Origin of the sequence: Metabacillus rhizosphaerae, assembly GCF_037201795.1 — a bacterium.
GTDB lineage: Bacteria > Bacillota > Bacilli > Bacillales > Bacillaceae > Metabacillus > Metabacillus rhizosphaerae.
The window spans coordinates 712,892-735,540 of the sequence record NZ_CP147403.1; the positions used below are offsets into that span (position 1 = coordinate 712,892).

General features: G+C 35.7%; 15 protein-coding genes, 2 tRNA genes, 2 pseudogenes and 1 riboswitch. Of the genes and pseudogenes, 17 read left to right on the forward strand and 2 right to left on the reverse strand.

The genetic code is table 11. From position 1 onward, the window contains the following. Window positions 1-23: 23 nt before the first annotated feature. The 15 genes and pseudogenes from WCV66_RS03640 to mmuM all read left to right on the forward strand — a co-directional run bounded on the left by WCV66_RS03640 (window position 24) and on the right by mmuM (window position 14,605). Window positions 24-100, forward strand: a tRNA-Asp gene (locus WCV66_RS03640). 158 nt (window positions 101-258) lie between these two features. Further along, a tRNA-Phe gene (locus tag WCV66_RS03645) sits at window positions 259-331 on the forward strand. A gap of 312 nt (window positions 332-643) precedes the next feature. After that, on the forward strand, window positions 644-2,095 hold the full coding sequence (locus WCV66_RS03650) for a M23 family metallopeptidase (protein WP_338787908.1): 1,452 nt from the start codon (window positions 644-646) through the stop codon (window positions 2,093-2,095). Between the two features lie 292 nt (window positions 2,096-2,387). After that, a complete protein-coding gene (yycF, locus tag WCV66_RS03655; RefSeq protein WP_066338711.1) occupies window positions 2,388-3,095 on the forward strand; it encodes a response regulator YycF in 708 nt (235 codons plus the stop codon). A 4-nt stretch (window positions 3,096-3,099) separates the two neighbouring features. Next, on the forward strand, window positions 3,100-4,938 hold the full coding sequence (walK, locus tag WCV66_RS03660; RefSeq protein WP_338787909.1) for a cell wall metabolism sensor histidine kinase WalK: 1,839 nt from the start codon (window positions 3,100-3,102) through the stop codon (window positions 4,936-4,938). Then, the gene (locus WCV66_RS03665) at window positions 4,935-6,284 is read left to right on the forward strand and encodes a YycH family regulatory protein (protein ID WP_066338703.1); all 1,350 of its coding nucleotides are present in this window, start codon (window positions 4,935-4,937) and stop codon (window positions 6,282-6,284) included. Before walK ends, WCV66_RS03665 begins: the two co-directional genes overlap by 4 nt. Then, window positions 6,271-7,089, forward strand: coding sequence for a two-component system regulatory protein YycI (locus WCV66_RS03670; RefSeq protein ID WP_066338698.1), 819 nt, complete (start codon window positions 6,271-6,273; stop codon window positions 7,087-7,089). Before WCV66_RS03665 ends, WCV66_RS03670 begins: the two co-directional genes overlap by 14 nt. Window positions 7,090-7,110: 21 nt before the next feature. After that, a complete protein-coding gene (locus WCV66_RS03675) occupies window positions 7,111-7,905 on the forward strand; it encodes an MBL fold metallo-hydrolase (protein WP_066338694.1) in 795 nt (264 codons plus the stop codon). Between the two features lie 192 nt (window positions 7,906-8,097). Further along, window positions 8,098-9,333, forward strand: coding sequence for a S1C family serine protease (locus tag WCV66_RS03680; protein ID WP_413789628.1), 1,236 nt, complete (start codon window positions 8,098-8,100; stop codon window positions 9,331-9,333). Window positions 9,334-9,458: 125 nt separating this feature from the next. Next, window positions 9,459-9,614: a CxxH/CxxC protein gene (locus tag WCV66_RS03685; RefSeq protein WP_066338690.1), complete on the forward strand. Its 156-nt coding sequence runs from the start codon at window positions 9,459-9,461 to the stop codon at window positions 9,612-9,614. 85 nt (window positions 9,615-9,699) lie between these two features. Next, a complete protein-coding gene (rlmH, locus tag WCV66_RS03690; protein WP_066338687.1) occupies window positions 9,700-10,179 on the forward strand; it encodes a 23S rRNA (pseudouridine(1915)-N(3))-methyltransferase RlmH in 480 nt (159 codons plus the stop codon). Window positions 10,180-10,320: 141 nt separating this feature from the next. Next, window positions 10,321-11,097, forward strand: coding sequence for a metal-dependent hydrolase (locus WCV66_RS03695; protein WP_338787910.1), 777 nt, complete (start codon window positions 10,321-10,323; stop codon window positions 11,095-11,097). Between the two features lie 212 nt (window positions 11,098-11,309). Next, a pseudogene (locus tag WCV66_RS03700) lies at window positions 11,310-11,552 on the forward strand (isocitrate lyase/phosphoenolpyruvate mutase family protein); the annotation flags it as partial. Window positions 11,553-12,076: 524 nt separating this feature from the next. Further along, a riboswitch (SAM riboswitch) is annotated at window positions 12,077-12,182 on the forward strand. 85 nt (window positions 12,183-12,267) lie between these two features. Beyond that, complete coding sequence (gene mmuP, locus WCV66_RS03705; RefSeq protein WP_338787911.1) at window positions 12,268-13,677, forward strand: S-methylmethionine permease; 1,410 nt, start codon at window positions 12,268-12,270, stop codon at window positions 13,675-13,677. Further along, window positions 13,652-14,605, forward strand: coding sequence for a homocysteine S-methyltransferase (gene mmuM / locus WCV66_RS03710; protein ID WP_338787912.1), 954 nt, complete (start codon window positions 13,652-13,654; stop codon window positions 14,603-14,605). Before mmuP ends, mmuM begins: the two co-directional genes overlap by 26 nt. A gap of 213 nt (window positions 14,606-14,818) precedes the next feature. Here the strand turns inward: mmuM and WCV66_RS03715 are convergent, their stop codons facing one another. Further along, a complete protein-coding gene (locus WCV66_RS03715; RefSeq protein WP_338787913.1) occupies window positions 14,819-16,426 on the reverse strand; it encodes a glycoside hydrolase in 1,608 nt (535 codons plus the stop codon). A 577-nt stretch (window positions 16,427-17,003) separates the two neighbouring features. On the opposite strand from WCV66_RS03715, the pseudogene WCV66_RS03720 reads away from it, so the two are divergent. Next, window positions 17,004-17,588, forward strand: a pseudogene (locus WCV66_RS03720) (NAD(P)H-dependent oxidoreductase). Between the two features lie 107 nt (window positions 17,589-17,695). Further along, entirely contained in the window at window positions 17,696-18,454 is a 759-nt protein-coding gene (locus tag WCV66_RS03725) for a hypothetical protein (protein ID WP_338787914.1), read from the forward strand. Between the two features lie 120 nt (window positions 18,455-18,574). Here WCV66_RS03725 and WCV66_RS03730 read toward each other — a convergent pair whose 3' ends face one another. Further along, window positions 18,575-22,264 (reverse strand): glycosyltransferase, encoded by a 3,690-nt coding sequence (locus WCV66_RS03730; protein WP_338787915.1) that lies wholly within the window; start codon window positions 22,262-22,264, stop codon window positions 18,575-18,577. Window positions 22,265-22,649 lie beyond the last annotated feature (385 nt).

The window sequence follows — 22,649 nt, forward strand, 5'->3', positions numbered from 1 at the left end:
TATATATAGTAGAATTACAATTAGGTCCGGTAGTTCAGTTGGTTAGAATGCCTGCCTGTCACGCAGGAGGTCGCGGGTTCGAGTCCCGTCCGGACCGCCATTATCCTAAGTTACTTTTCTTAAGTAAAAGGGTTTCGATAAACGAGAAGATCAAGGAAGCGATTGAACAATCACCGGAGCGTATGTAAATACGTGAGGATGTGAGTGAAAGAGCTGACTCAGAGATTCGAAGTTTAGCGGAAGCCGTAAACCCAGTATGGCTCGGTAGCTCAGTTGGTAGAGCAATGGACTGAAAATCCATGTGTCGGCGGTTCGATTCCGTCCCGAGCCACTCCAAAAGCATGATTCAATAGAATCATGCTTTTATTTTTTTAAAAGTTTATTAGGTAAAGAACAAGCTATTTTGTGGTAACTATAATATGCCCATTTCCTCCCTTCAAATCTACAGGAAATGACAGGAATAAGTAAAATATGTATGTAATAATACAATACTGTTACAATTTGTCGGATTTTAAGGCTGTTTACAAATAATATGTTACCTTTATAAGGTGGATAATGACGAGAATTTTGTCGATTTAAAACAAAATTCTTATGTAAGGGGCTTCCTGAGTTTCTTGTAGTAAAGATTTAGGGGGAAAAATCAGTGTTTAAGCGTTCTAATAGATTAGTAGGAAATCATCTCATAAAAAAATATTCATTTATAAATAAATTCACAATGGGGATTGCATTAGCAACTACCCTAACATTAGGAGTAGAATCTGCTTCTGCAGAAACATCCTTTTCAACTGTGTATCATATCTACTTAGGTGAAGACTACATGGGCACTGTTGATAATGAAGTGTTGATCGATGATCTGTCTAAGAAAAAATTAGAAGAGCAAAAAGCCACATATAAGAATTTAAATTTAACAGTTGAAGATATAGAAATTATTCCTGAACAAATGTTTCGCCCAGTCTTTAATAATAATGAGACATTATTAAACTTAGATAAAGAGCTTGATGTTGTTGTTGAATCTACTGAATTAATGATTAACGATCAGTCTGTTGCTAATTTTAATAGTAAAGCAGATGCTGAATCTGTATTAACTGAGTATAAGCTGCAATATGTAACTAAAGATGTACTTAATGATATTGAGGCGAGACAAGCTACTAATCTTCCTTTAGACTCATTAAAAGAAGGGCAGTCACGTATATTAGACGTAACATTTTCTGAGAAAGTTTCACTTGAAACGAAAAAAGTTTCTCCAGACAAAGTATTAACTGTTGATCAAGGCGTTATTCTATTAAAAAAAGGTACACTTGAGGAAAAGAAATACATGATTCAGGAGAATGATGTCTTAGGTAGTATTGCATCTAAACATAATTTAACGTTAGAGCAACTATTAGACTTAAATCCTGGACTTAAAAAAGATACAGTAATTAAACCTGGTGAAGAGCTGACCGTAACGGTTTTAAAGCCTTACGTTAAAGTGAGTGAAAAGCAAGAGATGCTAAAGAAAGAAAGCATTTCCTTTGAAACAGAGGTTAAAGAAGATTCCTCACTGCCAAAGGGCGAACAAAAGATAACCCAAAAAGGTGTAGATGGTGAAAGACTGGTAAAATATGTTATTCATAAAGAAAATAGCTCAGAGGTAAAACGAGAAACTGCTAGTGAAGAAATCTTAAAAGAACCTGTTAAAGAAATTATTTTAAAGGGTACAAAGATTATTCCTTCTAGAGGTACTGGTAGTCTAGCATGGCCAGCAGTTGGTGGCTATATATCTAGTGGCTTAGGCCAACGCTGGGGAAAGCTTCATAAAGGAATAGATATAGCTAGACCAAGTGATCGTACAATTAAAGCAGCAGATAATGGTACAGTTGAATCTGCAGGATTTAATGGTGGTTATGGAAACAAAGTGGTTATTAACCATAATAACGGTTTAAAAACGATTTACGCACACTTAGATTCAATTTCTGTCTCAGTTGGACAAGTTGTATCTCAAGGGCAAAAAATTGGCGTAATGGGTACAACTGGTCATTCAACCGGTGTGCATCTTCACTTTGAAGTTTATGATAATGGTAATTTAAAAAATCCAATGGATTACTTAAAAAAATGATACAAAGGGTCTGACAATTTTAGTCAGTCCCTTTTTTGATTAAAATAAGTATTACTTACCTACTACCCATAAAAAAGTTTTATAAACACGAAGTTATCTATAACGTACTTTTAACTCCTATTTTTATCAACCTTGTTGTTTAACGGAGACTTATCCTAAATAAAATACATTAATGTTTTTCTATTATTTTTCACATGGTTCACAGGTTCGTCTTTAAAAAAGATGATTCTCTTCTGTGAAAATGTTACATTTAAATTATGTAGATTACACGTAACTTAAAGGGGCGAGAGCATTGGAAAAAAAGATTTTAGTCGTTGACGATGAAAAACCAATTGCTGATATTTTGCAATTTAACTTAAAAAAAGAAGGATATACCGTATATTGTGCCTATGATGGCAACCAAGCGCTAGAAATGGTTGAGGAAATAAATCCAGATCTTTTACTATTAGATATTATGCTTCCTAATCGAGATGGTATGGAGGTTTGTAGAGAGGTTAGAAAGAAGCATGACATGCCAATTATCATGTTAACCGCTAAGGATTCAGAAATAGATAAGGTTCTTGGTCTTGAGCTAGGTGCAGATGATTATGTAACAAAACCATTTAGTACGCGGGAGTTACTAGCGCGTGTCAAAGCTAATTTACGCCGCCAGCAGACAATTGAGAACACTGAACCTAAAGGGGCAACAAATGAAATAAGTATTGGATCTCTTGTCATCCACCCTGATGCATATGTTGTGTCAAAGCGAGGAGAAACTATTGAATTAACCCATCGAGAATTTGAACTCCTACATTATTTAGCACAACATACTGGTCAGGTTATGACTCGGGAACATTTACTACAAACAGTTTGGGGCTATGATTATTTCGGTGACGTCAGAACAGTAGATGTTACAGTAAGACGTTTAAGAGAAAAAATAGAAGATAATCCAAGTCATCCAACATGGATTGTAACAAGACGTGGAGTGGGCTATTATTTACGAAACTCCGAACAGGAGTAATGAAATGAAGAAGGTAGGTTTTTTTCGCTCGATTCATTTCAAATTTGTCATGGTCTATGTTCTTCTTATTATGCTGGCAATGCAAATTATCGGCATTTACTTTGTAAAAGAACTAGAAACGTCATTAAAGGAAAATTTTAATGCATCATTAACAAAACGTGTAAGTTTACTTGTTTATAATATTGAACAGGAAATGTCTCGAGATCCAAAGGAATACGAGGATGGAAGGACACCAGCTGATGAAATCACAACAATTATTAGGGATTTCGAGACAGATGAAATCCTCGAGGTTCGTGTCATTGATAAAAATAAAAATGTTATTGCTACCTCAAGTACAAACCAAGATATTGTAGGAAAAAAAACAACAGAGGCTATGGTACTTCGTACATTAGTTGGGATTGAGGATAGTAATAGCAGTTTCCATTTTGATCAAGAAACACGTCAACGTGTTGTTGTCATGACTTTTCCTATTAAAGAAAATAACTTTAGTGATAAAACAGTTGGTGCCGTTTATATGGTTGCTTCAATGGAAGAAGTATTTGCCCAAATGCGAATTATTAATAAGATATTTGCAACGGGTACAGGTTTATCCTTATGTATAACGGCTGCATTAGGAATTTTTCTTGCCAGAACAATTACAAGACCAATGACAGATATGCGAAAACAGGCAATCGAATTGGCAAATGGTAACTATTCTCGTAAAGTTAAAGTGTATGGAGAAGATGAAATCGGTCAATTAGCGGCTACTTTTAATTACTTAACTGAAAAACTGGAAGAAGCTCAAGCTATGACTGAGGGAGAAAGGAAAAAACTCGCTTCTGTTATTGCTCATATGACAGACGGTGTTATTGCAACAGATCGCAATGGACAAGTAATTCTTATAAACAATCCTGCATTAGAAATGTTAAATGTTTCACGTGGAACGTTAAAAAATGTCAACATTACTGACCTATTAAGGATTGAAGACAATTATTCTTTTGAAAGTCTTATCGATGAGCAAGAGTCATTAATTCTAGATTCAAGTACAAAGGAAAGACCGTTTATAGTACGGGTAAGTTTTTCTGTGATCCAAAAAGAGTCAGGAAGAGTAGATGGGCTTATTGCTGTATTATATGATATTACGGAGCAGGAAAAGATTGAACAGGAAAGAAGAGAATTTGTTGCTAATGTGTCCCATGAGCTACGAACACCATTAACAACGATGAGAAGTTACCTTGAGGCATTAGCTGACGGGGCATGGATGGACAAAGAAATTGCACCTCAGTTTCTAAATGTTACGCAAACAGAGACAGAGCGAATGATTAGACTAGTAAATGATCTGCTACAATTATCAAAACTTGATCGCACAGATTATCGTTTAAATAAGGATTGGATTAATTTTACGGATTTCTTTAATAAAATTATCGATCGTTTTGAAATGACGAAATCAGGGCATGTATCGTTTATTAGAAATATTCCAAATGATGCACTTTATGTCGATATAGATACCGATAAAATTACCCAAGTTTTAGATAATATTATTTCCAACGCACTGAAGTACTCACCTGAGGGCGGGAAAGTTACCTTTACTATTGATATATTACCATCTGAACTTCAAATACGTGTGAAGGATGAGGGTGTAGGAATACCCCAGGAAAGCGTAAATAAAATCTTCGATCGATTTTACCGTGTTGATAAAGCCAGAACTCGTAAGCTAGGTGGAACGGGATTGGGCTTAGCGATTGCAAAAGAAATGGTATTTGCACATGGTGGCGATATTTGGGCGTTAAGTAAAGAAGGACAAGGTACAACGGTATACTTTACATTACCTTATGACCCGGAACAAGAGGATGAGTGGGAATGAATAAAGAATCGATAAAAAGTGCCGCACTAATTGCATTAATAGTCATCAGTTTATTTTTCACTTGGAACATATGGAGTCTCCAACCATCTTACGATAACTTTCAAAATAATGGATTTTATGAGAGTGTACCGATTAGTGAAGTAACAATGGACTTTTATGAAGTAATCAAACCACAACAATTATTTTTTCACGCAGCAGAAAACCATTACAGTAGTATTAATGATACGAGTAGTATGTTAAGTCTTTGGAATGAAATGCAAGACTGGGAATATAGCAACGAAAGAAACCAGTCTACAACCTATACAAAGGAAAAACTCCAAAGTCTAATCCATGGAAATGGAGAAGCTAAGCTAGAACTTAGATTCTATGATGAAATCCCAATGGCAACCTTTCAATCAATGGTAGATTGGGAAAAGGATATAAACCAGACCATTGAATTTGATCGTATTTTATTAAACGTTGAGAACGATAGCGAAGTGCAAAAGGTTTATTTCGTTTCTTATGATAAAATGAAAGTTGTTGAAACAACAGTTAATCAATCTAAAGCAAGTCACTTTGTTGGAGAGCTATATAATAAAAGAGAAGAGTTTCAGCCATATTTTTCTTATGAAACAGGACAAGGTAACGAAATTATGCTTCCGGAAAATCAAGTGGAATTAGAAAGCTATCAATATTTCACCGAAGAAATAGAAGGGGAAAAATTTAAAGAGGCTTTGTTTGTTAATCCGCAAATTGTTAAACAAGATGTTAGTATTTCTAAAAATAGATATACCGATGGAACTAGGGAGCTTAATATTTATCCAACTACACACATGGTTAAATATGTGAATCCAACTTTAAAGGATACAAATCCTGTTGAAGCGAATTTTCTTATTGAGCAAAGTATTAAATTTTTAAATGATCATGGTGGGTGGACAGATAATTATGTATTATTTGACATACAGGAAAGTGATCAGGAAGTAAAATTTATTATGTCTATTCATTCAATACCAGTCATTAGATCAATGGAAAATCAGTATGGCCCTACAATGATTTCACAAAGATGGGGTCAAAATGAAATTGCGATCTATGAGCGCCCTTTGTATGAGCTAATTATGTCACCTCTTTCAAGTAATTCTTTAACTTTAATGTCGGGAAGAAAAGTAGAAGAAATTATAAATAAGAATCAACAGTTAGATAAGACACAAATTAATAACATTTTTATAGCGTATGAGCTTGGAGGATCAGATAGTCAGCAAACTGTAAAGGTAGCCCCTGTCTGGTGTATAGAAATGATGAATGGAACTCTAATAAAAATGACTGAGGTCGTAGAACAGCCTGGGGGGGATGAAAATGGATTGGAGTAAAACTAAAACCATTTTTATTCTTGCATTCCTTATATTAGATATCTTTTTGGCGATTGAGTTCTATGAATTACGTGGTAAAAGAGATTATGCGGTTATTCAAAAGACATCAATAGAGGATCAGTTAGCTGCAGAAGATATAGTATATAATAAGTTGCCAGAAGATGTAGATAAAGGTTTTTATATTACAGGTAAAAGTAAGGACTTTACTCTAGAAGAGGTCAGTAAACTAAAAAATCAAACATTAATTTTAACAAATAGTAATTTAAGTGGAGAGTCCTTTAGAACATTAAATATGGAGCTTAAGGATCCTTTTTCTTTGCCTGAAGTAAATCTAAAGAGCAAAGTAAATCAGTTCTTAAAAGAAAACATTCTCTCTGGAGAGCTTTATCACTACTGGTATAGGGATGAAATATCTAATACAATTATCTGTATTCAACAGTACAAAGATAAAAATATTTTTCAAAACAAAGATGATGATCACATTGCAATGGTGATCCTTTATGTAAATGAGGAAGATGAGATATTCGCATACGAACAGTCCATGCTTGTAGATATAAAAGAGATTGAAGAAAAGGAAGCTGCTGTTCCTGCTATAAAGGCAATTGAAGCTTTATATAACAAAAACTATTTAAAGTCTAAGAGTAAAATCATACAGATCCAATATGGATATTACACACATATTCCACTTACAAATCAACAAATATTAGCACCAACTTGGCATATTATTGTTGAAACGGATGAAGAAAAGAGAGAAGAGTATTACGTTAATGCCTTAGAGGGAGAAGTTTTACAATCAGCAGAATAGGGAATAAAGGAGTGAATATTTATGAGCTTGCAGTTTAGTGTCCTTGCAAGCGGAAGTACGGGGAATGCAATCTATGTTGAGACTGAAAATCAATCATTTTTAGTGGATGCAGGATTAAGTGGTAAGCAAATGCAAAACTTATTTGAGCAAATAGGACGAGACATCAAAAAGCTATCAGGTATTTTAGTGACACATGAGCATAGTGATCATATAAAGGGTCTGGGCGTACTTGCTAGAAAACATAAGTTGCCAATATATGCAAATGAGAAAACATGGCAAGCTATGGATGGTTTAATTGGAGAAATTTCAACAGAGCAAAAATTTGTGTTTCAAACAGGAACAGTTAAAACATTTGGTTCACTGGATATTGAGTCCTTTGGTGTATCACATGATGCAGCTGAACCAATGTTTTTTGCTTTTAATCATCAAGGGAAAAAGCTAGCTTTAATTACCGATACTGGTTATGTAAGTGACAAAATGAAGGGAACAATCCGAAATGCAGATGCTTTTGTTTTTGAAAGCAATCATGACGTTTCTATGCTCCAAATGGGCCATTATCCTTGGAGCATAAAACGACGGATTTTAAGCGACGTTGGTCACGTATCGAATGAGGATGCTGCAATAGCGATGATGGATGTAATCGGAGATGCAACCAAACGAATTTATTTAGCTCATTTAAGTAAAGATAACAATATGAAAGATTTAGCTCGAATGTCTGTTCAGCAAACGTTGGCAAGTAAAGGCTTTATCACAGGAGAGCAATTTGATTTATATGACACAGATCCAACTACCCCGACACCGCTTGTAGCAATATAAGAATGATTGTGAAGATAATGATTAATAGTAAATTACAATAGTAATAAAGAGTTTGGAAAGATGGACACCTTTTCAGTGTGCCTCTGTCTAATTTTTGAGCAATAAAATAAAATCATCTTGGTTAATTTTAATTAGACAAGAGAATAATGTTGATTAGGTATACACACTATTCATGCAGCAGTATGGAAAGGGATGGTGATAGTTGTGGGCTATTATGATCAAGATTATGAAAACTATAATTCTAAAAGACAAAAGGGAAATCGCGGCGGATGGTTTTTAGCAGGATTGGTAGGAGCCATTTTAGGTGGATTACTAATGTTATTTGCTTTACCTGCTTTATCAAATTTCAATTTTTTACCTTATGATATGGATCTTAGCGGAGAAGTGAATCAACAAGAAGATGGTATAGCTTCAACTGGCGAGGTTAAAAATGTATCTGTTGAGGTAAACACGGCCATTACAGGTATAGTTGATGAGGTCTCAGATGCAGTTGTTGGAGTTGTAAATCTTCAAGAGGCAGGCTTTTGGAATGAAACAGGTGAAGCAGGAACAGGATCAGGCGTCATTTACAAAAAAGACGGCAAAAATGCTTTTGTTGTAACAAACCACCATGTTATTGCAGGTGCGTCACAAGTTGAGATTAGTTTAAGTGATGGTACAAGGGTTCCCGCTGAGATCCTAGGAAGCGATGAATTAACTGATTTAGCTGTATTACGTGTAGATAGTGAAAAGATCAAACAAGTTGCTCAATTTGGAGACTCGGATAAGGTAAAACCAGGTGAACCAGTCATTGCGATAGGAAATCCATTAGGTTTACAATTTTCTGGGTCTGTTACACAAGGGATTATCTCTGGTACAGAAAGAGCCATTCCAATCGATTCAAATGGTGATGGTCAAGTGGATTGGAATGCAGAGGTTATCCAAACAGATGCGGCAATAAACCCAGGTAATAGCGGTGGTGCACTTATTAATATCGATGGGAAAGTGATCGGGATTAACTCAATGAAAATTGCTCAATCAGCAGTAGAAGGAATTGGCCTAGCAATTCCAGCAAATCTTGCAATTCCAATTATTGATGACCTTGAAACATATAGCGAAGTAAGACGCCCATATATGGGAATTGCCATGAGATCATTAAATGAAGTTTCGAGTTATCATTGGGAGCAAACATTAAAACTACCTAAAGATATTGAATCAGGAATCGTTGTTATGAGTGTTGAACCAATTTCACCAGCAGCTCAAGCTGGTCTACAGGAGCTTGATGTGATAACTGAATTCGCCGGTCAAGAAGTGAAAGACATTATTGAGCTAAGAAAAATCCTATATAAGCAAGAGGTAGGTAACACGGTTGAATTCACGTATTATCGAGGCGGAGAAAAGCAAACTGGAAAGATGAAATTAGGGGAACAAGATGTACTAGGGAGCTGATCAATAGCTCTCTTTTTTTAAGTTGTGGATAAATACTCCAAGAGAATAGAATTTAGTTTGTGGATAAAATATAAACATGGTAAAACTATAACAGAACATCCACATGTGGATAAGGAGGAAGTTACATGTATTGTTGTGAAGATCATATTGAATTAGCGATTGATATGTATGTAGATGAAAAGGAATTAGCTCCAGAAATCGAAAAAATAGATAATAATAGTAAGTTATCCACAAGTTGTGAAATGTGTACAAACCCAGCTATATATATAGTGGGGAACTAATATTCGGTTGTTAATTGTGGATAACTAGATCGTGATTGTGGATAACCATATTAGAAAGAACTAGAGCTTGAAATGGGGAACATATGTGAATATTTCAATTGTGACAATTGGCAAGCTGAAAGAAAAGTATTTAAAGCAAGGGATTGATGAATACTTAAAACGTCTTTCAGCTTATGCAAAGATAGAAGTAATAGAACTACCTGATGAAAAGGCTCCTGAAAACCTAAGTGAAACGGAAATGGAGCAAGTAAAGGAAAAAGAGGGAGAGAGGATACTAAGCAAAATAAGTGATGACACACATGTCATTGCTTTAGCAATAGAAGGAAAAATGAAATCCTCAGAACAGCTCGCAAAGGATCTAGATCAGCTAGCTACATATGGAAAAAGTAAAATTGCCTTTGTCATTGGTGGCTCACTCGGTTTAAGCCATACTGTTATGAAACGGGCCAATGACAAACTATCATTTTCAAAGATGACGTTTCCACATCAACTAATGAGGTTGATTTTGGTGGAACAGGTTTATCGGGCTTTTAGGATTAATCGGGGTGAACCGTATCATAAGTAAATGAGGTCATTAATAGATGCTTTAAACTTTTTGAATGGTTTCTAGTACTATAGCCTTGAACAAAGAGGGGAGACATGAATATACAACGAATTTTATATACATAGTATGTAGGTTTAATTATTTTTTATAGGGGGCTTTTCTATGAAAATATTACGTTTAGGTCATGCGATGTATGTATTTACAACTAAAAAGGGAAATCGGTACTTAGTCGACCCATTTTTTGATATGAACCCAGGTTGTCCAAGTGAGTATCAAACAGAAGAATTTTTGTCCAAGATTAATGGTGTGTTATTAACACATGGACACTTTGATCACACAAGCGGACTTGAAAAATTAAGAAAAGCTAATTCGAGTTGTTTAGTATTAGCACAATATGAATTAGCACTGATTTTAGGTCAAAAGGGTTTTGAAAATGTTTATCCTATAAATTTTGGTGGATCTTTTGATTTCGGTGACATAAAAGCTACTATGGTACCTGCTCGTCACTCATCTAGCTACGGTGAATTAGGGGGAAGCCCCATTTATGCCGGAGAATCAGCAGGGTATGTATTAGATTTTGAGGATGATCATACGTTGTATCATTCTGGCGATACAATGATTATGACGGATATGAAACTAATTCAAGATTTAAATCAACCATCTATTGCAATTCTTTCTTCTTCAGGTCAATTTACAATGGGCCCAAAAGAAGCAGCTTATGCAGTGGAACACTTATTAGATGTTAAATTTGTAATCCCAAGTCATACATTTCCTAGTGAAAACACAGCAATATCACTAGAATCTTTAAATGGATTATTACAGGCATTTCCAGTTGTGGGAAATATGATTGGGAAAGATCATGAACTCAAAGATTATTTATCAAACCAACAAAAAACCGAGGTTGTCATTATTGGGTATGGGGAAGAAGTGACATTCTAGTAAAATATGATATTTAATGTTCCTTTTTTACTGCAGGTTTAAAACGATACAGTGACCTTATCACAAGTATAGAGAACATAGACTTTAGAAGTGAAGCAGAGTATAGCTTCACTTTTTTTGTTTTTAAAACAGACCATATGAGCAAGAATGAGGACGAAATGGAGATCAATTACTTGTTAAAATGAGTCCAATAAACATTAGGAGGAAATAAAGTGAACAAGATTCAGGAATTCAATGAGATGCACTTTTCAAAGGATATATTATTTCTAGGCAACACCTGGGATTTACTTTCAGCCTTAATGCTTAAAAAAGCAGGATTCAAAGCAATTGGTACGACAAGTTGGGGTATCGCTAACTCACTAGGATTTGCAGATGGAGAAATGATTGATTTTGATAGACATTTAGGAATCATTAAAACCATAGCAGATAATGTGAAAATTCCAGTTTCTGCTGATAATTGCTGCTTCAACATGAGAAAGCTCATAACAATTAAGAGCTTTAAAGTACTTCATTTAGAATCGTTAGGATGAACCGTAGCATAAGTATAAGTAAATGCGGTTTGGGGAGTGACATGGAAATTGGCTTTATTAATGAAAGTAAATAGGTTTTTAACATAACTTATCTAGAATTTATGAAATCTGTTTCGTAATGAATAGCAAAGAATAAATTATCAGAAATTCAATGTGAAAACAAGGTAGGCGGAGTGGAGATAGCAATACATAGATCTTCCATTGATTCAATGTTAGATATATGCGTTGTGTAGCAAGTCAGGTCGTCCTTTTTTACGAAAGATCGTTTGAATCTTCATTAGTTACCCTCCGGTTAATCCCAATTTAAAATGAAATAATTTAATGATCTAATCTTCAATTATATTTTTTTCACTTTACTAGCTGTGATTATTACTAATATTCTAAATACTCTAACTATACAGAAGTATATTGACAATTTTTTCATAGGTTGATAAGGTTAAAAAAATTATTTCTTATCCAGAGAGGTGGAGGGACTGGCCTTATGAAACCTCAGCAACAGGTCTACTAAGACACTGTGCTAACTCCAGCGGGTGATGAATCCTTGATAGATAAGAGCCTAAGTTTTTATTTGTCAGTAAAGCACTCTATTTTCAGAGTGCTTTTTTGATTTTTTCTGGATGTAAGATAAAGGAGAGTATGAATGGAGAACGAAAGTAAACAAGAATTTCAAAGAAAAATGCAAGCACGACATTTAGTAATGCTATCGCTTGGTGGAGTGATTGGAACTGGATTATTCTTAAGTTCTGGTTATACGATTCAACAGGCTGGTCCAATCGGCACAATTCTCTCATATTTAATTGGAGCATTAGTGGTTTATCTAGTCATGCTTTGTTTAGGTGAACTTTCAGTACATATGCCTGAGACAGGTGCGTTTCATAGCTATGCAACCAAATACATTGGTCCAGGGACAGGGTATACAGTAGCTTGGTTATATTGGCTAACCTGGACTGTTGCATTAGGTTCGGAATTTACGGCTGCAGGATTGCTAATGCAGCGATGGTTTCCATCAATCAATGTTTGGATATGGAGTGTTCTATTCGCAATTGTGATCTTTGTATTGAATGCTCTGACTGTTAAGCTTTTCGCTGAATCCGAATTCTGGTTTGCATCTATAAAGGTAATAGCAATTGTGATCTTTATTATTTTAGGAGTAGCAGCAATGGTAGGTTTTATTCCAATGACTAATTCGCAACCAGCACCATTCTTTACCAATTTTGTGAGTGAAGGTTTATTTCCTAATGGTGCTTTTGTAATTATAATGACGATGCTTGCAGTGAATTTTGCATTCTCGGGAACTGAATTAATAGGAATTGCAGCAGGAGAAACTTCAGATCCAGAAAAAACGATTCCAAAGGCAATTCGTACAACATTATGGAGATTGGTGATCTTTTTTGTAGGAACTATCGTTGTATTATCTGCGTTATTGCCTATCTCGGATGCAGGAGTATTAGAGAGCCCCTTTGTTGCAGTTCTTGAACGAATTGGTGTGCCATATGCAGCGGATATTATGAACTTTGTTATTTTAACAGCTATTTTATCTGCTGCAAACTCAGGACTATATGCATCTTCTAGAATGCTTTGGTCACTTGCAGATAAGAAGACTATATCACCAATTTTTGCAAGATTGACAAAACGAGGTGTGCCTATATATGCAATCATTTTCAGCATGTTAGGCGGTGGTTTAGCTTTGTTATCAAGTATTATTGCACCAGATACTGTATACATAGTGCTTGTATCCATTTCGGGGCTAGCTGTGGTTGCAGTTTGGATGAGTATTAGTGCTTCACAGTTTCTATTTCGCAAACAATTTATAAAAGAAGGAAATTCAGAAAAGGACTTGGTCTATCGTGCACCATTATATCCTCTAGTACCAATCGTTTCGTTTATACTTTGCCTTGCTTCATGTATTGGAATTGCATTTGATCCTACACAACGCATTGCGCTGTATTGTTGCATTCCATTTATTTTGTTTTGCTATGGAAGTTATTATATAACACAAATTTTAAAGAAAAGGAGAGTAGAATATGTCGAACAAAATCAACCCAATTAACGCTATTTTACGCGATCATTCAATCATGATTCTGGACGGTGCTCTAGCTACAGAGCTTGAGCAGCATGGGTGTGAATTGGACGATCCCCTTTGGTCTGCACGTGTTTTACTTGAAAATCCAGAATTGATTTATCAGGTTCATTCAGACTATTTTCGTGCTGGAGCAGACTGTACGATAACTGCAAGCTACCAAGCTACTATCGATGGTTTTTCCATGCGTGGTATCCGAGAAAAAGAAGCTTTGGAGTTAATTAAGAAAACGGTATTACTTGCAAGAAGAGCAAGAGATGATTTTTGGAAGGAAGAGATGCAAACGATTAGACCAAAGCCATTGGTTGCTGCATCCATTGGTCCTTATGGGGCTTACCTTGCAGATGGTTCAGAGTATGTAGGAAATTATGGTGTTACAGATGAAACATTAGCAGAATTTCATCGTTCAAGAATGTCAGCGTTGATTGATGCAGGTGCTGATCTATTAGCATTTGAAACGATTCCTTCCCTGCAAGAAGCAAAAGTATTAGATTCATTATTAAAGGAATTTCCAGAAACATATGCTTGGCTAACTTTTTCTTTGAAAAATGAGAAAGCGATAAGTGACGGTACATTGCTCGAGGAGTGTTCGAGAGTGTTTGAGGACAGTAAGCAAATTGTTGCAATTGGTATCAATTGTGTACCAGTATCATTTGTCACAGAATCCATCAACGTGTTAAGTGCTAATACCAAAAAACCGATTATTGTTTATCCGAACTCTGGTGAAACCTATAATCCAGAAACTAAAACATGGCATGGTCAAGAATCATGTAACGGACTCGAATATGAATCTAAAGAATGGTACCATGCAGGGGCGCGTATAATTGGAGGATGTTGTAGAACAGCACCTCATCATATTGAAGAGATTTCAAAAAAATGGAGACCTTCTGAGGATTAAAATTAGTATATGAAAATCAATAAAACTGCTGGACAATAGACATTTTTCAAGGGGTTCAATATACATCTATACTAAGGAACAATCTTTAGAAAATATATTAATTGTATTTGAACAAGCCATTAAAGAAAATAATAAAGAGAATGCCGGATTTATCTAATTCTTAACCGGCATTCTCCATTATATTGTGAAATTTTTTAATCTGACCTATTTATATTATTGAGCTACTAATGTGACGATAGATCTAGGTGGTACATTAAATGTTTTATTGGCAGGGAACAAGTTTAGTTGTTCTAGGTCATAGTTTTCAGAAGTCACATATGGTTTGAATTGTATAGCTCCTTTATTTCCTGGTAGATCATCTACATTAACATTCACCGGTTTTGTTTCATTACTGTTATTTACAAGTACAATAGAGATTTGTTTATCTTCCTCGTGATAATACGCTGAACCCATTAGGCCATCCTTATCGTTAGCTCCTTGTAAGTCGACTCTATATGCCCCTGGTCTAACAAACCGACTGTAATTACCTAACGCCCATAGTAACTTAGATTCGATGATTGTTTCTTCATCCCCTGGATTTAAGTAATCCGTATAGATCAAACCATCCTTGTAATCATATGGTGATACAGATAGCCACCATTGCCATGCTGAGGCTTGTGTTTCCACCATGTCATAATGAATGACTCGAGCAACATCGAGTGCAGTTTGTATCGATAGGTCTCGACCATGTCCATGACCTCCCAAAATGCAGTACTCTGACATCCAAATCTTTGCATTAGTATTATATCGATCTATATTTTCCCGTACGGATTTTCTTAACGGAATTAGTCGATCCTCTCCTGAAAAGTAATCAGACCAATATGCATGTGCACTAATTTTGTTTCCAATCATCTCACTGATTTCGGGGTCCCCTAAGAATTCTTTAATATATTCTCGGTACTTCCCTGGATATGTACCGCTAGCATTTCCACTACTATATTGGCTATCGCTACCTGTAAATTCAGAGTATATATCGTCATCAAGTAATGATGTATATTCTACAGCTTCTGGTGCGTCAATTTCAGTTTCAATGTCTCGGTTTTTTAGTTCATTATTTAATGCTCTTATTACTTGCTTCATATCCTCTATATTGTAACGATTTCCTTCTTGTCCCGCATAGTTCCAATCCCATGTAGGCTCATTAATCGGACTTATATAGTTAAACGGCAATTGTTCTTGTTCAAAATGTTCTAATACATCAGCTAAAAATTTTGCATATTCATCAATATTTTCTTCTTTTAAATTTGTGCTACCTACACTAGGGTCAGGTTGCCCATGTCCATTCTTTGTCATCCATACAGGCGGACTATTCACAAATGCAATAAATTCTTCAACACCTCGTTCTTTTGCCGCTTGGAGAAACCATTGCTGACCAGCTTGTTTATCCCAATCATAAGGTTCCTGTTCTGCTGTTTTAAAACTTTCTGTTCTCCTAAAGCGATCTGTAATAATTTCTTTATCTGTCAATTCACTACCTGCGCCAATATTAAAACGCCATAGCGATAAACCAATTCCTTTATCTTGTGAGAATAGTAAATCGGCTACTTTGTTTTTGTTTTCTTCTGACCATTCGGAACCAATTGGATCTAAAGCCCAAGCACCAGAAGCGCCGAATCCATCAATTTCCTGATATTTCTTTTCTACATTTATATCAATTTCTTGAGCGGTACTGTTATTAGGAACTGCTAAATTGTTTTCTTTTGCGTTACTAACCGTTGAGCCAAGTAATAAAAAACTTAGTGATAAAGCCAATGGAAATTTTAATTTTTTATTTTTTGTCATTATTTTCTCCTTTCAACTACTCTTTTTAGCTTAAAAACTAGTTAATCTAAAGTAATTTGAGTAATTTTTAATTTACCACCTCCTTTAGCAAACAGGAATATAGTTAACTAGGCTCTATGAATGAGACAGTATAAAAAGAATATCAACGAATATACGTATCTTTTAAGGAATGGATATAATTTTCTTCAAGAAATTGAAACCCGTTTCATTTAAATGTTTCAAAACTAAAAGAATGATAATAACTAAGAAGTAAAAAATCTTGAAGTAATAGGTATGACTATGACTAGGTAAATTGATAGTCGACATAGCGAAGTAGGGGTTCTTAAAGTTTCTTTCTGTTAATAGACGTATATATACTATTTTCATAGTAAATTAGAAGTTGAAAAATGAATCTCCTGTCACATATACATCATAATAGGGAGATTGTATAAGTTTTAATGAAACCGATTGCAAAATAAATAATACCATAAGGTGGAAGACCTTTTCAATCCCTAATACAATTAAATACAGTACGATATTATACTTTTAAACAAGATTCATAAAAAATATTGAGCCTCATCAATTAAAGTTAATTAGTATTTATTATCTCATTTATACGTATCCCAATCATAGTAGTTTAAATTATGCATTTTTACAAAACGTCATCAAAGGCAGTAAAAAGAATTCCACTATTAAAGAGTTACAGGTCTTAGATTTATATGATGAGGGATTTAATACACTTTTAGTGTTTAACGAGCAAAAACGAAGACGTGATATGCACACTGACCCTACTATTGAAAAATATAGACAATAAATTAAATGGGCTGACAAGATTGTTTTTATCTATCCTATTTGGTGGGGAAGACCTCCCGCGATGCTTTTAGGATATATAGACCAATTATTTGCTTCCAATTTCGCTTATAAAGATAAGAAGGGACTTTTCCCAGAAGGGCTGCTGAAAGGAAAGTCCGTTATATGTATATCTACCATGAAGGGTCCAACTCACTATCCATTTCTTTGGTTGAACAATGCACATAAAATTCTAATGAAAAAGGCATTATTTAATTTTGTGGGAATCAAGAAAGTGAAGTTCTTTGAATTTGGGAATATGGAGAGCCCAAAGGGAAAACAAATGAAAAAACTAGAAAAGATTTATAATTATTATAAAAGGCTAGAACATTAGGATTACTACAAAGCCCCTAAAAATACTGTTTTTAATACCCCCATAATACTTTTTAGTTTGATCGTATTCTTTTAAGACGAACATACATAAAACACGAGGGGAAAAATATGATCACACTCACCAAGGGAGCCCTTGCGATGGTATTAGCGGGAGCTGTTACGTTTTCTATCACCAATGCTTTGTTAGATAAGCAATCTTCTAAACGAGTAACAACAGAAATTGCTTTAACTCAATCTGGAGCCCCCAAAAAAGCGGATGCAATCAGCCAAGCAAAAAAAACGGTAGAAGATCCGACGCCAACAACGAATGTGAAAGACAGTGAAACCAAGCTTTCTCATGATAATCCTGCTATCCAAGCGGCTTTTAAAAATAGTAACAAAGGTAATAAGGCTAGAGAAGCCATTCCACTGAATAAGAAACAATTCAGCAAGAGTACAACATCAAATTCTGCTAATACGAATAAGGCAACATCTACAACGCCTGCTGTAACAACGAAGCCCGCAACAAGCTCCACAGCATCAACGACCGCATCGGCTAGTACGACGCGAACTAATAAACCAAGTGAAGTTCCAACGTCTACTGTAACAATGAAACCTGTAACGACGGCTAAAGCACCAGCGACAACAACGACAGCATCCAAGCCGACAGAAACGAATGAACCAAGTGAAGCTTCAACGCCTGTTGCCCCAACGAAACCTGAGACGAGCGCAAAAACACCACCAACGACCGCACCTACGCCCTCGGGAACAAATACAACAAGTTTAACTACAAATACATCTAATCGTGGACAACAAATTTCTGAAGCTGCAAAAGAAAAGGCTTCCATTCATCGGGATCAGAAAGAAAACAATGGAAAGAAAATGTAATTGCTTCAAAAAGGATCATCAAAACGGTGATCCTTTTTCTGTTATAAATCAATATAAAAAGGGCCTTCCCCAATTGGGAAAGACCTGTGTAAAAATTCTATTAAATAGTTTCCTCAACCTTCACATAGAGGTTTCATGAGTTACATTACCTTTTCGTTTTAGTTTATTCCAACCAACGGTTACTCCCTTTATTGCCGAGAAAAGGGACTTTATCACGACATAAGTCATAAGCTGTTTGTACAAGATTCGTTGCAGAAACAATGAACTTAGTGGTTTAGGACTTTCTTTCTCCAATCGAAACGCATATAAAGAAGCAAGGAAATCCAACAAGTAAAAAAGAATAAATCCAATGACTGCTTTTTCAGGGTGTGTGTTAAAAAGGGCGATAATGAACAATATATCTGCAATAGGCGATATTGTTTGATAAATATATTGGAAAAGCCACATATTTGGAAGGGCAATATATCCTAATGAGTTATGTTTTTTATTGAATAAAGCCTCACGATGCTTCCATAAGCATTGTAACGTACCATAAACCCATCGGTAACGCTGTTTTGCCAGACTTTTAATATCTTCTGGCACTTCTGTAAAGGCATAAGCCTTTTCTTCAAATTCAATCTTTTTCCCATTGCGTAAAAGAGTAAGAGTGATATCGGTATCCTCTGCCAGGGTATCCTCTTTAAAGTATCCTGCTTCTTCTACCGCCGTCTTTCTCCATGCACCAATCGCACCCGGTACAACCGTAATGCAATTGAGAGCTGCAAAGGCCCTTCTCTCCAGGTTAAAGCCTGTAACATATTCGATATGTTGCCAGTTTGTAAGAAGGTTCCTTTTATTGCCGACCTTTACATTACCTGAAACAGCAGCAACATCTTCATTTTTAAAATGGTTAACAAGCAATGAGATGGCATTTTCAGCGATGAGTGTATCAGCGTCAAGTGCGACCACGATTTCACCCTTTGCTTCTTTAAAACCAAGATTAACAGCGGAAGATTTCCCCCCATTGGTTTTTTTAATTAGTTTGACGTGAGGATGGTTTGCATAAAATTCTTGAATCACAACGGCAGTATCATCCTTTGAACCATCGTCAATAATCAGTATCTCAAAAGCCGGGTAATCACTCGATAAAAGAGAATTAACTGTTTTGTAAATTACTTTTTCCTCGTTATAGGCAGCAATAACGACACTGACAAAAGGTGTGAAGCTAGGGTCGATCTGGGTCTCTTTATACCTTTTCACCTGTTTTCTAGAAAGGATAACGAAAAGAGTTAGCCGTAATATTCCTAATAGGATAGCTGAGTAGAACAGGAAGCTTAATCCAAAGTGCCAGCCTTGCATAACCTTGAATACAGCCTTGTCATAGACCAAATCAGGGTTATCCTGATCAGCAGCGGGCATAATTTGAGAATCACTTTTTCCAATTAGTTCAGCAATGGTAGTAAATGTGTAGCCACGCTTTTTAAGCTCATTAATAATAATAGGCAAGGCCTTTACAGTATTCGAGCGATCACTGCCACCATCGTGCAGTAAAATCACATTTCCATTTGGCAGCTGATCCAATACCCGATCCACAATTTCATTACTAGATATTTTTTGCCAATCGTCAGAGTCAATGAATTCACCGACCATGGTATAACCCATTTCCTGTGCTCTTAATATAGGCACCAGTTCATTCCTTGTGCTCGGCTCCGCATCGGCCACATAAGGCGGGCGGAAAAGGGTCATTGAATGACCTGTAATTTCTTGGAATAAACGCTGATTTGCATTTAGCTCCATTCTTGTTTGAATTGGTGTCATGGATGCAACATCAGAATGGGTAAATGTATGGTTGCCAATTTCATGGCCTTCTTTATGCATCCTTTTAACCAGTTCTGGATGCAGCAAAGCATTCTCTCCAACAATAAAGAAGGTCCCTTTAATATGATTCTTGTCCAAAATGTCCAATATTTGTGGTGTATAGGTTGGATCAGGACCGTCATCAAAGGAAAGGACGACCTCCTTCGTTTTAGGTTTACCATACCGAACCACCTCAAAAGGCTTTGGTAATTTAACATAGGTCTCGGTTTGGATCATCCCATGTGAATCCAATTGAATCGTTCTTTTCCCCTTTTCTGATTGAGAACTTATTTTTAAAATCTCTCCAGCACCTGTATACTGAACAGGCTCAGGACTGACCAAGGTATTAAGGGCATTGGATGGATTGTCGATTTCTTTTGGTTTATTAATGTAATTCCAGATAGAAGGATCTTCAGAACCGAGACGCCAAACCGCTATTCCTCTTGAGCCGCTATCTATTGCTAATTTCATTTGATTATAAAATGTAGCACCATCTAAAAACCAAACAATATGGTTTTTTTTGTTTATTTTGTATCGTAAATAAGGGTTGCCTGCTTGTTTATTCCAATGGATCTTGAGGTTGGTTTTACTTCCCAAATCCATGATATCCCCGAATGTCACCGAATCTGCAGGCTTGCTGGAGTTTTCTTCCCAATCGTAACCGTAGCTTCCTAAACTCACAATCAATTTTTCGGAAGGAATATTGAGCTGGGTTAAGCTCTCTTTTACCCAATCAGATGAGGCCACAGGTCCAGGATTACTCATGGAGTGGTGCTCGTCATATAGCATGACAATCATGCGGTCAACGCTAGCTGCTAAAGAAACATAGTTAAAACTATTGTTCTTTGGAGGTACATCCAGTGTGACCATGAGATCATGTTGATGAAATGCTTCATTAACTTTGTCCATAAAATCAGTGAGATGATCCTTGTCATTTTGGTTGACTTCTTCAAAGTCGATATTAATCCCGTCAAAGTCATTTGTTCTCACATAAGCCAGCATATTTTTAATAAAAAGATCTTCAGCGCCGGGAGTAGTAAATAATCGGTGCAGTGCATTGCCATCCCATTTATTATTAATAAAATTTGTTACCGATGGAAGAATCTTTATATCATGTGCTTTTGCCTCTGCAACAATCGAGCTGTCCGTGCTGGTTGTAAGGGTAAGGCTAGGAGTAAGCTGCAGCCACTCCGGCACTAATGTTGTAATAGAATCTATATTTTTTTTAAAAGATGTTTTGCTGTTTTCGTCCCAATTGACGTAAAAACCAAACACTTCTTGTTTGCTCGCAATTTGTACTTGGTTCAATTGACCCATATTCTTTTGAATAAGAGGAGAAGGACTTGTTTTTGAAACCTGTGAAGCAAGCTCTTCTTCGCTGAAACTAGTATTAATCGGCTCGATACCGCTCTTTGCTGTGCTTTTATTATCCAATTGCAGCTCAGGAAATACTGCGTTAGTATTAAGGCTTTCAATAAAAATAGTTGATACTAAAATAATTAGAACAGTAAAGCTCACACTCATTCGTTTAATAATGGACCAGCGTCTTTTTGCAGAATCAAGAAAAACATGTTCTTGATTTCGCTCCCTTTTTTTAAGCCCTAAATTGTAAAACCAGTGGAAGAAAAAATAGCAGACAAGACCAACAAAACCTCCGAAGGCACCTGATGCAATAACTTGTGAAGATTTGATATTAGATATCAGGGCAGAAAATAACCAGTAATCTTCTAATACACGCAAATCCAGGGATGGTAAATGACGAATGTATGGAATGAAAACCGTAATCAACGTTCCAAGGAATAAGGCGATGATATTAAGACGCAACAAAAGTGAAAAAGTTAGTAATAATGGAATTCTTAAACTATCTAAGGGTAAAAAGGCCAGAAAAAAACCAAGTGTACTCGCAACCGCTCCGGCATTTCCAGTGACAGGTGCAAATAATGATCTGACAATCCACCTAAAAACTCGATTCACTAAAATTCCTCCTCATAGGTGTAGTGTCAAAAATCTATAAATATAGTTTTATAGATTTATTTTATACTGATTAAAATCTGTAAATAATTTATAGGATCGTTAACTAGAAAGTAATCCCAAACGTTGCAATTTCAGTGTACAGATTCTTTCGACAAAAAATGACTATCAACAAAAGCTTAGATAGTCATTTGAAGATTTGGGGGGTAGGTTTAAAAAGTTTTTTAATTTTTAAATGGTAATTGAGGAAGAGTTAAATATAAAAACCTCCTTAAGATACGTTACGGTGAACCATATCATAAGTATAGAAGTTTTACTATTCAGTTTCGTATCCTTTGTCGACATCATCTTAATAAACTCTTTTTCAACGATGAATAAAAGCAGGTTA

What these genes read in the sequence shown, in the direction of transcription:
- walK (WP_338787909.1), top strand. Translation starts at nt 3,100, where the DNA reads ATGAAGAAGGTAGGTTTTTTTCGCTCGATTCATTTCAAATTTGTCATG.
- WCV66_RS03665 (WP_066338703.1), top strand. Translation starts at nt 4,935, where the DNA reads ATGAATAAAGAATCGATAAAAAGTGCCGCACTAATTGCATTAATAGTC.
- WCV66_RS03670 (WP_066338698.1), top strand. Translation starts at nt 6,271, where the DNA reads ATGGATTGGAGTAAAACTAAAACCATTTTTATTCTTGCATTCCTTATA.
- WCV66_RS03675 (WP_066338694.1), top strand. Translation starts at nt 7,111, where the DNA reads ATGAGCTTGCAGTTTAGTGTCCTTGCAAGCGGAAGTACGGGGAATGCA.
- WCV66_RS03680 (WP_413789628.1), top strand. Translation starts at nt 8,098, where the DNA reads ATGGTGATAGTTGTGGGCTATTATGATCAAGATTATGAAAACTATAAT.
- WCV66_RS03685 (WP_066338690.1), top strand. Translation starts at nt 9,459, where the DNA reads ATGTATTGTTGTGAAGATCATATTGAATTAGCGATTGATATGTATGTA.
- WCV66_RS03695 (WP_338787910.1), top strand. Translation starts at nt 10,321, where the DNA reads ATGAAAATATTACGTTTAGGTCATGCGATGTATGTATTTACAACTAAA.
- mmuP (WP_338787911.1), top strand. Translation starts at nt 12,268, where the DNA reads ATGGAGAACGAAAGTAAACAAGAATTTCAAAGAAAAATGCAAGCACGA.
- mmuM (WP_338787912.1), top strand. Translation starts at nt 13,652, where the DNA reads ATGTCGAACAAAATCAACCCAATTAACGCTATTTTACGCGATCATTCA.
- WCV66_RS03715 (WP_338787913.1), bottom strand. Translation starts at nt 16,426, where the DNA reads ATGACAAAAAATAAAAAATTAAAATTTCCATTGGCTTTATCACTAAGT.
- WCV66_RS03725 (WP_338787914.1), top strand. Translation starts at nt 17,696, where the DNA reads ATGATCACACTCACCAAGGGAGCCCTTGCGATGGTATTAGCGGGAGCT.